The following is a 13,290-nucleotide window of genomic DNA, read 5'->3' as shown; positions in this document are numbered from 1 at the left end:
GCCGCGCCATCCCCGAGGGGTTTTCCACCCCGCCCCGCGCCCCTCTCGCACGCGTTCTAGACGGGGTGGCGGAAGCCGATGGTCGGGACCGCCCGGCGCCGCGAGGCCGGCGCGCCGCCCGGCGGGACCAGCGCGTCCAGGAACCCGTAGCGCGGCCGCAGGACCTCGGGGGCCGTGCGCCACCAGTGGGCCACCTCCGGCCAGCCCGGGGCCGACAGGGAGCCGCCGAACTCCTGGACCGACAGGGCCGCCGTCAGCCCCGCGAAGGCCAGCCGGTCCGCCAGCGGCCACCCCGCCAGGGTGCCGGTGACGAACCCCGCCACGTAGACGTCCCCCGCCCCCGTCGGGTCCAGCTCCTCCACCGCGATACCGGGGACCTCCGCCGTCTCCCCGGTCCGCCCGTCCACCGCGTACGACCCCTCCGCACCCATCGTCACCACCGCGACCGGCACCTTCTCCGCCAGCGCCCGGGCCGCGGCTCTCGGACAGTCGGTCCGCGTGTACCGCATCGCCTCCCCCGCGTTCGGCAGGAAGGCCTCGCAGTGCTCCAGGTCGGGCAGGGCCGCCAGGTCCCAGCGGCCGCTCTCGTCCCATCCCACGTCCGCGAAGATCCGCGCCCCGCAGCGCGCCGCCTCCGCGATCCACGGCTCCGCCCGCCCCCGCGCCAGCGAGGCCACGGCGGCCCGGGTGCGCGGCGGGCACTGCGGGAACGGCCCGGGGCCCGCCGGGGGCGGGGCCTCGTGGCCGTGCGAGACCATCGTGCGCTCGCCCTCGTACGCCATCGAGACGGTGACCGGGCTGTGCCAGCCGGGGACGGTCCGCGACATCGACAGGTCGATGCCCTCGCCCTGCTCCAGCGCGTCCCAGCAGTATTCGCCGTAGTGGTCGTCGCCGAACGCGGCGGCCAGCGAGGTGCGCAGGCCGAGCCGGGCCAGGGCGGTGGCCATGTTGGCCACTCCGCCGGGGCTGGAGCCCATGCCGCGCGCCCAGGACTCCGTACCGCGCACCGGGGCCGAGTCGAGGCCGGTGAAGATGATGTCGAGGAAGACCGTGCCGGTCAGGTAGACGTCGAACCCCGGCTCCCGGGGGTCCCGCAGCGGGCCGAGCGGGTCCAGGTCTGCGGCTGCGCTGTCGAGCGCGTCCAGGTCTGCGCTGCGGCTGGTGCGGCTGTCCCGACTGGTCACGGTGTACTCCCGGCTCTGGTGCGAAGGCTCGTTTCCGCAAGCGGGCATGCGGGGGAAAGCTGGCAGCCTTGCCCGCCCCGGGCAGGGCCAAAACACAGTGTGGCGCACATCACTCTCGTGGCGCTCTTCTCCGGGTCGCGGAGCACTTGATAGACAAGGGTGCCCGCGGCCTCGCGGAAACCCCGTCCCACCTGCGCATCACCGGGAAGAGCCGTGTCCGACACCACCCCCGCGCCGCCCGCCGCCTGGCCCCTGGTGGCCCTCTTCACGGCCGGGTACGTCGCCCCCTACCTGCTCCCCACCGTCGTCGGCCGCCTCGACGCCCACCTCCCGCTGAGCCCCGCCCAGGCCGGGCTCGTCGGCACGGCCCTGCTGCTCGGCTCCGCCACCGCCGGATTCACCCTGGCCTCCCGGATCCCCCGGCGCGGACCGCGCCCCCTGGCACGGCTCGGACTGCTGCTCGCCGTCCTGGGATACGGCACGGCAGCCTCGACCACGCTGCTCCCGCTGGTGGTCGCGGGCGTGGTGGTCGGCGGCTTCGGCTCCGGCAGCGCCACCGCCGTGGCGGCCGCCGGGATCGCCGGACACCGTGATCCGCACCGGATCTCCTCGCTCGGGCTGCTGTCGGTCTCGGCGACCGCGGGGGCCCTGTACCTGACCCTGCCGCACCTCGGTGGCGGGCACGGGCTGCCGTTCGCGGCCATCGCCCTGGTCGCGGCGCTGGTCTGGCCGGCCACCGGCCGCCTCGGCGGGCCGGCCCGCCCCGGTCCGGCCGCCGTGCGGAGCCCCGGGCGGCCGCCGTACCCGCGCGCCGGGGCGGTGTTGGCGGGCTGCCTGCTGTTCTGGTCGCTGACCCAGGAGGCCCTGTGGGGCGTCAGCGGCCGGATCGGCGCCGAGCAGGCGGGGTTGTCCGAGGCCACGCTGGGCGTCGTCTTCGCGGTGGCCCTGGGCGCGGGCCTGCTCGGGGTCACGGGCGCCTCCGCGTTCGGCACGCGGCTGGGGCGTGCCGTGCCGATCGGCGCGGGCACGGTGGCCATCGCGGGCTGCGTGGTGCTGACCGCCTCCGCGGACGGGCTCGCCGGTTTCGCCGCTGGCGAGATCCTGTGGAACGCGGTCTACCCGGTCGTGCTCTCGTACGTGATCGGCCTCGCGGCGGCCCTGGACCCGCGCGGCCGCTGGGCGGTGTTCGCGGGCGCCGCCTCCTCGCTGGGCACGGCCTGCGGTCCGGTGGTGGGCAGCCTGCTCGCCGAGGCCTTCGGGCTTCCGGGCATGGGGCTGCTGCTGGGCGGGCTGCTGCTGGCCGTGGCCGGTCCGCTGACCGCGGTCGCGCTGCACGCGGGCAAGGGCCCGGCGGCCGCGGTCGCGGTCGCGGCCGGCGAACCGGAACTCCGCGTCGAAATCCCGGCTCCGGCGGTCACCACCGGAGCCGGGAAGCCCCGCCGGGTCCTGCTGCTCTCCCCGGCGGCCCGCCGTGGCCAGAAGGCCCGGGCGGGCCGCTAGACACGACCTAGCCCCGCTTCGGCAGGGGAACCTTCACGAGGTCCGCGGCGATCGTCAGCTCGCCCTCGAAACCGGCCGCGCGGGCCTGGCGTTCGAACTCCGCCGGGTCGGAGTAGCGCTGCGAGAAGTGCGTCAGCACCAGGTGCCGCACGCCCGCGTCGCGTGCCACCCGGGCCGCCTGGCCGGCGGTGAGGTGGCCGTGGTCGGTGGCGAGCGCCTCGTCCTCGTCGAGGAACGTGGACTCGATCACCAGCATGTCGGCGCCCTCGGCGAGCGCGTCCACGCCGGGGCACAGCCGGGTGTCCATGACGAAGGCGAAGCTCTGCCCCGGCTTGTGCTCGCTGACGTCGTCGAGCGTGATCCCGTCCAGCTGTCCCTCGCGCTGGATCCGGCCCACGTCGGGCCCCTTGATCCCGTGCCGCGCGAGCAGTCCGGGCACCATGCGGCGCCCGTCCGGCTCGGTGAGCCGGTAGCCGAAGGACTCCACCGGGTGCGAGAGCCGGCGGGCCTCCAGGACGTACGAGGGACCCTCGGCCAGCGGCCCGTCCGCCGCGACGGGCTCCTCGCGGAGCGGGACGGTCTCCCGGTAGGCGGTGGCGTACCGGAGCCGGTCGAAGAACTTCTGCCCGGAGGCCGGGTAGTGCGCGGTGACGGGGTGCGGGACCCGGTCCAGGTTGATGCGCTGGATCACTCCGGCGAGGCCGAGGCTGTGGTCGCCGTGGAAGTGGGTGACGCAGATCCGGTTGATGTCGTGGGCGGCCACCCCGGCGCGCAGCATCTGGCGCTGGGTGCCCTCGCCCGGATCGAAGAGGATGCCCTCGCCGTCCCAGCGCAGGAGGTAGCCGTTGTGGTTGCGGTGGCGGGTGGGCACCTGGCTGGCGGTGCCCAGCACCACGAACTCTCGTACGGACACGGTGCTATCCGGGGGGCCACTGGAGGCCGCGGCCGCCGAGGACGTGGGCGTGGGCGTGGAAGACGGTCTGGCCGGCGCCGGCGCCGGTGTTGAACACCACGCGGTAGCCGTGGTCGTCGATCTTCTCCTCGGCCGCGATCTGCCCGGCCTCGCGCAGCAGGTCGGCGGCGACGGCCGGTTCGGCGGCGGCGAGGGAGGCGGCGTCGGGGTAGTGCACCTTGGGGATCACGAGGACGTGCGTGGGCGCCTGCGGGTTGATGTCCCGGAACGCGAACGTCGTCTCGGTCTCCCGGACCACGGTCGCCGGGATGTTCCCCGCGACGATCTTGCAGAACAGGCAGTCCGCCTGCGGTTCCCCGGCCATTGCTTCGCCTTCCGAGACAGTGGCTCCGGCGGACGGCCCGCCGGAGCCGACGATGATCAGCCCCGGCATCGTATCCGGCGCCGCCCGCGCCCTCATGTGCGTTTCGACCCGCCCGGGATCCGGGGCGGCCGGGGGTCGGAGGTCAGGACCAGCGGCCCGTGCGCGCCAGCAGGACGGCCGTCGCCGCGGTGCCGGCGGTGGAGGTGCGCAGGACCGAGGAGCCCAGGCGGAAGGGGTGGGCGCCGGCCTCCGCGAAGACGGCCAGCTCTTCGGGTGAGACCCCGCCCTCCGGTCCGACGACCAGGACGACGGAGCCCCCGGCCGGGAGTTCGGCCGTGGCGAGTGCCTCCGAGGGGGTGTCCCGGTCCTCGTGGAGGACCATCGCCAGGTCGGCCCCGGCGAGCAGTGCCGCGACCTGCTTGGTGGACATGGCCTCTGCCACCTCCGGGAAGCGGACCCGGCGGGACTGCTTGCCGGCCTCCCGGGCCGTGGCCCGCCACTTGGCCAGGGACTTGGCTCCGCGGTCGCCGCGCCACTGGGTGATGCAGCGCGAGGCCTGCCAGGGGACGATCGCGTCCACGCCGGTCTCGGTCATCGTCTCGACGGCGAGCTCGCCGCGGTCCCCCTTCGGGAGGGCCTGGACGACGGTGATCCGGACGGCCGGTTCCGGTTCCTCCTCGATCGAGTTCAGGTCCATGACGACCAGCCGGTCCTTGCCCTCGGCGGCCTTGACGACCCCCTCGGTCCAGTGGCCGCGACCGTCGGTGAGGACCACGTCCTCACCGGGGTTCAGCCGCTTCACGGAGACCGCGTGGCGGCCCTCCGGGCCGTCCAGCACGAACTCCGGCCCCGCGGGGACCTCTTCGACCACGAACACGGGGGCGGTCATGACGTACTCCTGTTGTTCATCGACTTCAACGCACTCTGTGCCTCGGCCAGTTCGGCCGCCAGCACCTCCACCAGCTCCCCCGCGGGCAGCGCCCGCGCCAGCCGGTGTCCCTGGCCCGCCCACAGGGCCATGCCCTGCGGGTCCCCGGCTGCGGCGGCCGCCTTGCGCAGTCCGCTGGTCATGTGGTGGATCTGCGGGTACGCGGCCGGGGCGTACGGCCCGTGCTCCCGCATGAACCGGTTCACCAGGCCCCGGGCCGGCCGCCCCGAGAACGCCCGGGTCAGCTCGGTGTGCGGGAACAGGGGGTCCGTCAGGGCCTGCTTGTGCAGCGGGTGCGCGCCCGACTCGGGGCAGGCCAGGAACGCGGTGCCGAACTGCGCCGCGTCCGCGCCCGCCGCCAGCAGCGCCGCGATCTGCGATCCCCGCATCAGCCCGCCCGCCGCGATGATCGGGAGGGCCACCGCCTCCCGTACCTGCGCCACCAGCGCGAGCAGGCCCACGCCCGCCGTGCCGTCGGCCTGCGGGTCGTCGCGGTGGGTGCCCTGGTGGCCGCCGGCCTCCACGCCCTGGACGCAGAGTGCGTCGGCGCCCGCGGCCTGCACGGCGCGGGCCTCGTCGACCGAGGTGACGGTGACCACGGAGTACGTACCGGCCTTGCGCAGGGCGGCGAGGACCACGGGCGCGGGGCAGCCGAAGGTGAACGAGACCACGGGGACCGGGTCTTCGAGGAGGATCGCCAGCTTGGCGTCGTAGCCGTCGTCGCTGGTGCCGATGATGTCCTCGTCGGCCAGGGACAGCTCGTACCAGCTGGCCTCGCCCGCCAGCTGCCCGCGGTACGCCTCCACGGCCGCCGGGTCCGCGTACGCGGTCTGCGGCATGAAGAGGTTCACGCCGAACGGGCGCCGGGTCAGCGCGCGCAGCTGCTTGATCTCCTGGTACATGCCGTCGGCGGTCTTGTAGCCGCCGGCCAGGAAGCCCAGGCCGCCCGCCTCGCACACGGCGGCGGCCAGCGGCGGACAGGAGGCGCCGCCCGCCATGGGAGCCTGCACGATCGGGTAGGGGGAGAGACCGTACGGTGCGGAGGACATGGACTGCATCGTGCCATGTCCCGCTCACCGGGCCGAATCACCGCATTCGCCTGGCATAGTCCGCTTCCCCGGCGACGTCCGGATCAATGCGGCGAGCCCGGTCCGGGGCATCCCCGGACCGGGCTCGTGCGTCTGCGGACGGGCAGGTCAGCGGCCGTTGAAGGCGTCCTTCAGGCGGCTGAACAGGCCCTGCTGCCCCGGCGCGAACTGGCCCATGGGCCGCTCCTCGCCGCGCAGCTTGGCGAGCTGGCGCAGCAGCTCCTCCTGCTGGGCGTCCAGTTTGCCGGGGGTGGTGACCTCGACGTGGACGATCAGGTCGCCGCGGCCGCCGCCGCGCAGGTGCGTGACGCCGCGCCCGTGCAGCGGGATCGACTGGCCGGACCCGGTGCCGGGGCGGATGTCGATCTCCTCCATGCCGTCCAGGGTCTCCAGCGGGCATTTGGTGCCCAGGGCCGCGGCCGTCATGGGGATGGTGACCGTGCAGTGCAGGTCGTCCCCGCGCCGCTGGAAGGTCGGGTGCGAGAGCTCGTGGATCTCCACGTAGAGGTCGCCGGCGGGGCCGCCGCCGGGGCCGACCTCGCCCTCGCCCGCGAGCTGGATCCGGGTGCCGTTCTCGACACCGGCGGGGATCTTGACCGTCAGGCTGCGGCGGGAGCGGACCCGGCCGTCGCCCGCGCACTCGGGGCACGGGGTCGGGACCACGGTGCCGAAGCCCTGGCACTGGGGGCAGGGGCGCGAGGTCATGACCTGGCCCAGGAAGGACCGGGTGACCTGCGACACCTCACCGCGACCACGGCACATGTCACACGTCTGCGCCGAGGTGCCGGGGGCGGCGCCCTCACCGGAGCAGGTGGTGCAGACGACGGCCGTGTCGACCTGGATGTCCTTGGTCGTGCCGAAGGCGGCCTCGTCCAGCTCCAGGTCGAGGCGGATCATGGCGTCCTGGCCGCGGCGGGTCCGCGAGCGCGGTCCGCGCTGCGAGGCCTGGCCGAAGAAGGCGTCCATGATGTCCGAGAAGTTGCCGAAGCCGCCCGCACCGAAACCGCCCGCGCCCGCGCCGCCGCCCGAGGAGGACAGCGGGTCGCCGCCGAGGTCGTAGACCTGCTTCTTCTGCGGGTCCGAGAGCACCTCGTAGGCCGCGTTGATCTCCTTGAAGCGCTCCTGCGTCTTCGGGTCCGGATTCACGTCCGGGTGGAGTTCACGGGCGAGGCGGCGGAAGGCCTTCTTGATCTCGTCCTGCGATGCGTCGCGGCGCACGCCGAGAACGGCGTAGTAGTCCGTGGCCACTTACGACTCCGCCAGGATCTGTCCGACGTAACGTGCCACTGCGCGTACCGCTCCCATCGTTCCGGGGTAGTCCATGCGGGTCGGTCCGACCACGCCGAGTTTGGCGACTGTCTCGCCGCCCGAACCGTAGCCGACGGAGACGACGGACGTGGAGTTCAGTCCCTCGTAGGCATTCTCATGCCCGATCCGTACGGCCATTCCCGACTCATTGGCCTCGCCCAGCAGCTTGAGGAGCACGACCTGCTCCTCCAGTGCTTCGAGCACCGGCCTGATCGTCAGGGGAAAATCGTGTCCGAAGCGCGTGAGATTGGCGGTCCCGCCGATCATCAGCCGCTCCTCGGCCTCTTCGACCAGCGTCTCCAGCAGAGTGGAGAGCACGGTCGACACCGTGCCGCGGTCCTCCGGTTCGAAGGACTCCGGCAGGTCCTGCACGAGCTGCGGCACGTCGGTGAACCGACGGCCGACGACCCGGCTGTTGAGCCGCGCCCGCAGATCGGCGAGCGAGGTCTCGCCGAACGGCGACTGGCAGTCGACGAGGCGCTGCTCCACCCGCCCGGTGTCGGTGATCAGCACGAGCATGAGCCGGGCCGGAGCCAGCGACAGCAGCTCCACGTGGCGCACCGTCGACCGGGTCAGGCTCGGGTACTGGACGACGGCGACCTGCCGGGTGAGCTGCGCGAGCAGCCGCACGGTGCGGCCGACGACGTCGTCGAGGTCGACGGCGCCGTCGAGGAAGTTCTGGATCGCCCGGCGCTCGGGCGTCGACAGGGGTTTGACCCCCGCCAGCCTGTCGACGAAGAGCCGGTAGCCCTTGTCGGTGGGGATCCGGCCGGCGCTGGTGTGGGGCTGGGCGATGTAGCCCTCCTCTTCCAGCACGGCCATGTCGTTGCGCACGGTGGCGGGCGAGACGCCGAGCCGGTGCCGCTCGGTGAGCGCCTTGGAGCCGACCGGCTCCTCCGTCCCGACGTAGTCCTGGACGATGGCGCGCAGCACCTCGAGTCTGCGTTCGCTGAGCATCGCGCACACCTCCAGCTGGTCGTCGTGGCTCGTCGTGGTCGGTTTCATCTGCTTCGTTGGCACTCCGGGCGTTCGAGTGCCAGAGATCCCCCGGCCAGTGTACGGCCGGGTAGTCAGCCCCTGGCAAGGGCGGCCCGCCAGGGTAGCGTCGCGGCATGGACGTGCGTTGGGAAGAGGCGGGCTGGGAGCGGCTGACCGGGCGGACCGGACGGCGACGGCTCCCGGTGTGGGACTGCACGGTGGGACTGGTGGTGGGGGACGAGTCGGTGCTCCTGATCGATCCGGGCTCGTGCGTGCGCGAAGGTGCGCAGCTGCGGGCGGAGGCGGAGCGGCTGACCGGCCGGCGCGTGACGCATATCGCATTCACGCACGGCCATTTCGATCACGTACTGGGCGCGGGCGCGTTCGCCGGGGCCGAGGTGTACGGGGCGGTCGGGCTGGACGCGGAGCTGTCGACGGGCCGGGAGGAGCTGCGCGGCGACGCGGTCCGGCACGGGCTGGCGGAGGCCGAGGCGGCCGAGGCCGCGGACCTGCTGGTGGTGCCCCGGCATTCGGTGTCGGGCGAATGGACGCTGGAGCTGGGCGGGGTGCAGGCGCTGCTGGCCAACGTCGGGCCCGGGCACTCCCCGTACGACCTGGCGGTGTGCGTGCCGGGCGAGCGCGAGACGGTCTTCTGCGGGGACCTCGTCGAGGAGTCGGGGGAACCGCAGGCGGGCAGCGACGCGGTGCCGGCGCAGTGGCCGGCGGCGCTGGACCGGCTGCTGTCGCTGGGCGGGGACGACGCGCTGTACGTGCCGGGTCACGGAGCGGTGGTCACGGCGGGCTTCGTCCGTGAGCAACGCGACACACTGGCACGGAGGTTCGGCGTGTCGGTCCTGTGAGGGCGCGCGCTCTCCTACGCTCGGCCGGATGCGCGAGTACTCCCCCGACCTGACCCCGCAGTGGAAGCGTCCCAAGCCGGTGCCGGAGGTTCCGGCCGACACCGACCTCGTGGTCGAGGTGGCGGGTACGGACTTCTGCGGGGCGGTGGTGGCCTGCGAGGCGGGCACCGTGACCCTGGAGGACCGCTTCGGCAAGCGGCGGGTGTTCCCGCTGGAGCCGCGGGGGTTCCTGCTGGAGGGCGCCGTGGTGACCCTGACCCGCCCCTCACGGGCCCCCGCGGCCCCTTTGCGCACGGCCTCGGGCTCGGTGGCGGTCCCGGGGGCGCGTGCGCGCGTGGCGCGGGCCGGGCGGATCTACGTGGAGGGCCGGCACGACGCGGAGCTGGTGGAGCGGGTCTGGGGTGACGACCTGCGGATCGAGGGCGTGGTGGTGGAGTACCTGGAGGGCGTCGACGACCTGCCCGCGGTGGTCGCCGACTTCGGCCCGGCCCCCGACGCCCGTCTGGGCGTCCTGGTGGACCACCTGGTCCCGGGTTCGAAGGAATCCCGTATCGCGGCGTCGGTGACCTCGTCGGACGTCCTGGTGGTCGGCCACCCGTACGTGGACGTCTGGCAGGCGGTGAAGCCGTCCGCCCTGGGCATCCCCGCCTGGCCGGTGATCCCGCCGGGCCAGGACTGGAAGACGGGCGTCTGCGCGGCGCTGGGCTGGCCGCAGAACACCGGCGCCGCCTGGCAGCACATCCTGTCCCGCGTGAGGTCCTACAAGGACCTGGAGCCGGTCCTGCTGGGCCGCGTGGAGGAACTGATCGACTTCGTCACGGCATAGGGGCGGGCGCGGCGGAACGCGTACGGGTTCACTCCCCCTGGAGGTCAGTCCACCAGGTCGCGGACCACCGCGTCGGCCAGCAGCCGCCCGCGCAGGGTCAGGACGGCGCGGCCCGCCCCGTAGGGCGCCGGCTCCAGGAGCCCGTCCGCGAGGGCCTTGCGGGAGGCCGCGAGGCCGGCCGGGGCCAGCAGGGACAGCGGTACGCCGTCCACCAGGCGCAGCTCCAGCAGGATCCGCTCCACCCGGCGGTCCTCCTCGGAGAGGAGCTCGCGGCCCGCGCCCGGGGAGCGGCCCTCCGCGAGGGCGGCGGCGTAGGCGCCGGGGTGCTTCACGTTCCACCAGCGGACCCCGCCCACGTGGCTGTGGGCTCCGGGGCCGGCGCCCCACCAGTCGGCGCCGCGCCAGTACAGCTCGTTGTGCAGGCAGCGGCCCGCCTCCGAGGTGGCCCAGTTCGAGACCTCGTACCAGTCGTACCCGGCGCCGGCCATCACCGAGTCCGCGATCAGGTACCGGTCGGCGTGCACGTCGTCGTCCGTCATCGGGACCTCGCCGCGGCGGATCCGCCGGGCCAGCTGGGTGCCCTCCTCCACGATCAGCGCGTACGCGCTGATGTGGTCCGGGCCGGCCCCGAGCGCGGCGGCCAGAGAGGCCCGCCAGTCCTCGTCGGTCTCGCCGGGCGTGCCGTAGATCAGGTCCAGGTTGACGTGCTCGAAGCCGGCCGCGCGCGCCTCCGCGACGCAGGCCTCCGGCCGGCCCGGGGTGTGCGTGCGGTCGAGCACCTTCAGGACGTGCTGCTTCGCGCTCTGCATGCCGAAGGAGACCCGGTTGAAGCCCCCGGCCCGCAGCTCCGCCAGGTACTCCGGGTTCACCGACTCGGGATTGGCCTCCGTGGTGACCTCGGCGTCCTCGGCGAGCCCGAACTCGTCCCGGATCGCCGCCAGCATCCGTACGAGGTCCGCGGCGGGCAGCAGCGTCGGCGTACCGCCGCCCACGAACACCGTCCGCACGGCCCGCGGGTCGTCGCCGAGCACCTTGCGGGCGAGGCGGACCTCGTCGATCAGGGTGTCGGCGTAGTTCTCCCGGGAGGCGAGCACGCCGCCGGTGCCGCGCAGCTCGGTCGCGGTGTACGTGTTGAAGTCGCAGTACCCGCACCGCGTGGCGCAGTACGGGACGTGCAGGTAGAACCCGAGGGGCCGGTCCCCGGCGCCCGCCAGGGCGTGCGACGGCAGCGAGCCGTCTTCGGGCATGGGTTCACCGTCGGGCAGTGCGGAAGGCATGCCCCCATTGTCCCGCACCCGGGCCGGGGGCCCGGCCGCGCGCCGCCGCCCCCGGGTCCCTCGTACGGGCCCCGCGCGGCCCCCGGCCGCCCGCCGCCGCGCTACGCCTCGCGCGAGCCCTCGTACATCTCGTCGATCAGGTGCTTGAACTCACGCTCGACGGCCGGCCGCTTCAGCTTGAGGCTGGGCGTGAGGTCGCCGTGCTCCACGTCGAGGTCGCGGGGCAGGATCCGGAACTTCTTGATGGTCTGCCAGCGCTGGAGGCCCTCGTTCAGGGTCTGGACGTACGTCTCGATCAGCCGGTTCGTCTCGGCAGCGGCCAGGACCTCGCCGTACGTCTTGCCCTCCAGCCCGTTCTCGGCGGCCCAGACCATGATCGACGGCTCGTCGAGCGCGACCAGGGCGGCGCAGAAGTTCCGGTCGGCGCCGTGCACGACGATGCTCGACACGTACGGGCAGATCGCCTTGAACCGGCCCTCGATCTCGGCCGGCGCGACGTACTTGCCGTTCGAGGTCTTGATCAGGTCCTTCTTGCGGTCCGTGATGCGCAGGTAGCCGTCGGGCGAGAGCTCGCCGATGTCGCCCGTGTGCAGCCAGCCGTCCTCCTCCAGCACCTCGGCGGTCTTCTCGGGCTGGAGGTGGTAGCCCTGCATGATGCCGGGGCCGCGCAGCAGGATCTCGCCGTCGTCGGCGATGCGGACCTCGGTGCCGGGGAGCGGCTTGCCGACGGTGCCGGTGCGGTAGGCCTCGCCGGGGTTGACGAAGGAGGCCGCGCTGGACTCGGTGAGGCCGTAACCCTCCAGGATGTTGATGCCGGCGCCGGCGAAGAAGTAGCCGATCTCGGGGGCCAGGGCGGAGGCGCCGGAGACGGCGGCGCGCAGCCGGCCGCCGAAGGCTTCGCGCAGCTTGGAGTAGACGAGCGCGTCGGCGATCTTGTGTTTGGTGGCGAGGCCGAAGGGGACCGCGGGGCTGCCGGTGCGCCGGTAGTTGTCCTGGGTGGTCTTGGCGTACTCGCGGGCCACGCCGACCGACCACTGGAAGATCTTGTACTTGGCGCCGCCGCCGGCCCGGGCCTTGGCCGCGACCCCGTTGTAGACCTTCTCGAAGATGCGGGGGACGGCCGCCATGTAGGTGGGCTGGACGACCGGAAGGTTCTCGATGATCTTGTCGATGCGGCCGTCGACGGCCGTGACGTGTCCGACCTCGATCTGGCCGGAGGTCAGGACCTTGCCGAAGACGTGCGCGAGGGGCAGCCACAGGTACTGGACGTCGGTGCTGGAGATCATGCCGGTGGCGACGGTGGCCTTGGCCATGTACGACCAGTTGTCGTGCGGCAGGCGTACGCCCTTGGGGCGGCCGGTGGTGCCCGAGGTGTAGATGAGCGTGGCGAGCTGGTCGGCGGTGATGGCGCCGATGCGCTCCTTGACCGCCTCGGGGTGCTTGGCGAGGTAGGCCGTGCCGCGGGCCTCCAGGTCGGCGAGGGAGAGCACCCAGCCCTCCGGATCTCCGGGGGCGGGCACCGCGTCGGCGGCCTCCACGACCACGACGTGGGCGAGCTCGGGCAGGTCGGCGCGGCGTTCGCGGGCCTTGGCGAGCTGGGAGGCGTCCTCGGCGATCAGCACGCGGCTGGCGGAGTCGGAGAGGATGAACGCCGACTCCTCGGCGTTGGTGCTGGGGTAGATCGTGGTGACCGCGCCGCCGGCGCACATGACGCCGAGGTCCGCGAGGATCCACTCGACGCGGGTGTTGGAGGCGAGCGCGACCCGGTCCTCGGGTCCCAGGCCCAGCTCCAGCAGGCCGGCGGCGATGCCGAAGACCCGCTCGGCCGCCTGGCCCCAGCTCAGCGACTTCCAGTCGTCGGGGCCGCTGCCGCCGGCCGCGGGCACCGGGAACCGGTATGCCTCGGCGTTCGGCGTGGCGGCGACACGCTCAAGGAAGAGGGCCGCCACGGTGGGCGGGCGGTTCTCGATCAAGGTCTGTGTGTCGCTCACGGACGTCCTCCGGACCACGCGGCAGGGCCTGTCATTCAGGGGCTTGTAACTGGCGAGTAACCATCGAGCAGTT

Annotated in this window: 12 protein-coding genes; 3 read left to right on the top strand and 9 right to left on the bottom strand. The window is 73.6% G+C overall.

The window, feature by feature from the left end; genetic code table 11:
- Positions 1 to 56: 56 nt before the first annotated feature.
- On the bottom strand, positions 57 to 1,232 hold the full coding sequence (locus tag ACFYXV_RS14360) for a carbohydrate kinase family protein (protein WP_383352072.1): 1,176 nt from the start codon (positions 1,230 to 1,232) through the stop codon (positions 57 to 59).
- Positions 1,233 to 1,397: 165 nt separating this feature from the next.
- On the opposite strand from ACFYXV_RS14360, the gene ACFYXV_RS14355 reads away from it, so the two are divergent.
- Complete coding sequence (locus ACFYXV_RS14355; RefSeq protein WP_389383008.1) at positions 1,398 to 2,684, top strand: MFS transporter; 1,287 nt, start codon at positions 1,398 to 1,400, stop codon at positions 2,682 to 2,684.
- A 7-nt stretch (positions 2,685 to 2,691) separates the two neighbouring features.
- Here the strand turns inward: ACFYXV_RS14355 and ACFYXV_RS14350 are convergent, their stop codons facing one another.
- From ACFYXV_RS14350 to hrcA, 6 genes are all read right to left on the bottom strand, one after another.
- Positions 2,692 to 3,597, bottom strand: a complete 906-nt coding sequence (locus ACFYXV_RS14350; RefSeq protein ID WP_385472369.1) for a ribonuclease Z — start codon at positions 3,595 to 3,597, stop codon at positions 2,692 to 2,694.
- Positions 3,598 to 3,601: 4 nt separating this feature from the next.
- Complete coding sequence (locus ACFYXV_RS14345; protein WP_383344491.1) at positions 3,602 to 3,961, bottom strand: histidine triad nucleotide-binding protein; 360 nt, start codon at positions 3,959 to 3,961, stop codon at positions 3,602 to 3,604.
- Positions 3,962 to 4,103: 142 nt separating this feature from the next.
- Positions 4,104 to 4,850, bottom strand: coding sequence for a 16S rRNA (uracil(1498)-N(3))-methyltransferase (locus ACFYXV_RS14340; RefSeq protein WP_385472373.1), 747 nt, complete (start codon positions 4,848 to 4,850; stop codon positions 4,104 to 4,106).
- Complete coding sequence (locus ACFYXV_RS14335) at positions 4,847 to 5,938, bottom strand: nitronate monooxygenase (protein WP_385472376.1); 1,092 nt, start codon at positions 5,936 to 5,938, stop codon at positions 4,847 to 4,849. The genes ACFYXV_RS14340 and ACFYXV_RS14335 overlap by 4 nt, the downstream gene beginning before the upstream one ends.
- A 147-nt stretch (positions 5,939 to 6,085) precedes the next feature.
- Complete coding sequence (gene dnaJ, locus ACFYXV_RS14330) at positions 6,086 to 7,225, bottom strand: molecular chaperone DnaJ (RefSeq protein ID WP_134075446.1); 1,140 nt, start codon at positions 7,223 to 7,225, stop codon at positions 6,086 to 6,088.
- Entirely contained in the window at positions 7,226 to 8,242 is a 1,017-nt protein-coding gene (hrcA, locus tag ACFYXV_RS14325) for a heat-inducible transcriptional repressor HrcA (RefSeq protein ID WP_383344742.1), read from the bottom strand.
- A gap of 155 nt (positions 8,243 to 8,397) precedes the next feature.
- On the opposite strand from hrcA, the gene ACFYXV_RS14320 reads away from it, so the two are divergent.
- Both ACFYXV_RS14320 and ACFYXV_RS14315 read left to right on the top strand, forming a co-directional pair.
- The gene (locus tag ACFYXV_RS14320; RefSeq protein ID WP_389383007.1) at positions 8,398 to 9,123 is read left to right on the top strand and encodes an MBL fold metallo-hydrolase; all 726 of its coding nucleotides are present in this window, start codon (positions 8,398 to 8,400) and stop codon (positions 9,121 to 9,123) included.
- A 28-nt stretch (positions 9,124 to 9,151) separates the two neighbouring features.
- The gene (locus ACFYXV_RS14315) at positions 9,152 to 9,949 is read left to right on the top strand and encodes a DUF3097 domain-containing protein (protein WP_385472382.1); all 798 of its coding nucleotides are present in this window, start codon (positions 9,152 to 9,154) and stop codon (positions 9,947 to 9,949) included.
- A gap of 44 nt (positions 9,950 to 9,993) precedes the next feature.
- Here ACFYXV_RS14315 and hemW read toward each other — a convergent pair whose 3' ends face one another.
- Together hemW and ACFYXV_RS14305 are read right to left on the bottom strand one after the other, a co-directional pair.
- Entirely contained in the window at positions 9,994 to 11,226 is a 1,233-nt protein-coding gene (gene hemW, locus ACFYXV_RS14310) for a radical SAM family heme chaperone HemW (RefSeq protein WP_385472385.1), read from the bottom strand.
- A 101-nt stretch (positions 11,227 to 11,327) separates the two neighbouring features.
- Complete coding sequence (locus ACFYXV_RS14305; protein ID WP_385472388.1) at positions 11,328 to 13,217, bottom strand: AMP-dependent synthetase/ligase; 1,890 nt, start codon at positions 13,215 to 13,217, stop codon at positions 11,328 to 11,330.
- Positions 13,218 to 13,290 lie beyond the last annotated feature (73 nt).

It is taken from the genome of Streptomyces sp. NPDC002181 (assembly GCF_042890485.1).
Classification (GTDB): domain Bacteria; phylum Actinomycetota; class Actinomycetes; order Streptomycetales; family Streptomycetaceae; genus Streptomyces.
This window is presented reverse-complemented; position numbering and strand designations above follow the sequence as displayed.

Excerpts from the sequence above, each read along its gene's own strand:
- ACFYXV_RS14360 (WP_383352072.1), bottom strand. The coding sequence starts at position 1,232 with ATGCCCGCTTGCGGAAACGAGCCTTCGCACCAGAGCCGGGAGTACACC.
- ACFYXV_RS14345 (WP_383344491.1), bottom strand. The coding sequence starts at position 3,961 with ATGGCCGGGGAACCGCAGGCGGACTGCCTGTTCTGCAAGATCGTCGCG.
- ACFYXV_RS14340 (WP_385472373.1), bottom strand. The coding sequence starts at position 4,850 with ATGACCGCCCCCGTGTTCGTGGTCGAAGAGGTCCCCGCGGGGCCGGAG.
- ACFYXV_RS14335 (WP_385472376.1), bottom strand. The coding sequence starts at position 5,938 with ATGTCCTCCGCACCGTACGGTCTCTCCCCCTACCCGATCGTGCAGGCT.
- hrcA (WP_383344742.1), bottom strand. The coding sequence starts at position 8,242 with ATGCTCAGCGAACGCAGACTCGAGGTGCTGCGCGCCATCGTCCAGGAC.
- ACFYXV_RS14320 (WP_389383007.1), top strand. The coding sequence starts at position 8,398 with ATGGACGTGCGTTGGGAAGAGGCGGGCTGGGAGCGGCTGACCGGGCGG.
- ACFYXV_RS14315 (WP_385472382.1), top strand. The coding sequence starts at position 9,152 with ATGCGCGAGTACTCCCCCGACCTGACCCCGCAGTGGAAGCGTCCCAAG.
- hemW (WP_385472385.1), bottom strand. The coding sequence starts at position 11,226 with ATGCCTTCCGCACTGCCCGACGGTGAACCCATGCCCGAAGACGGCTCG.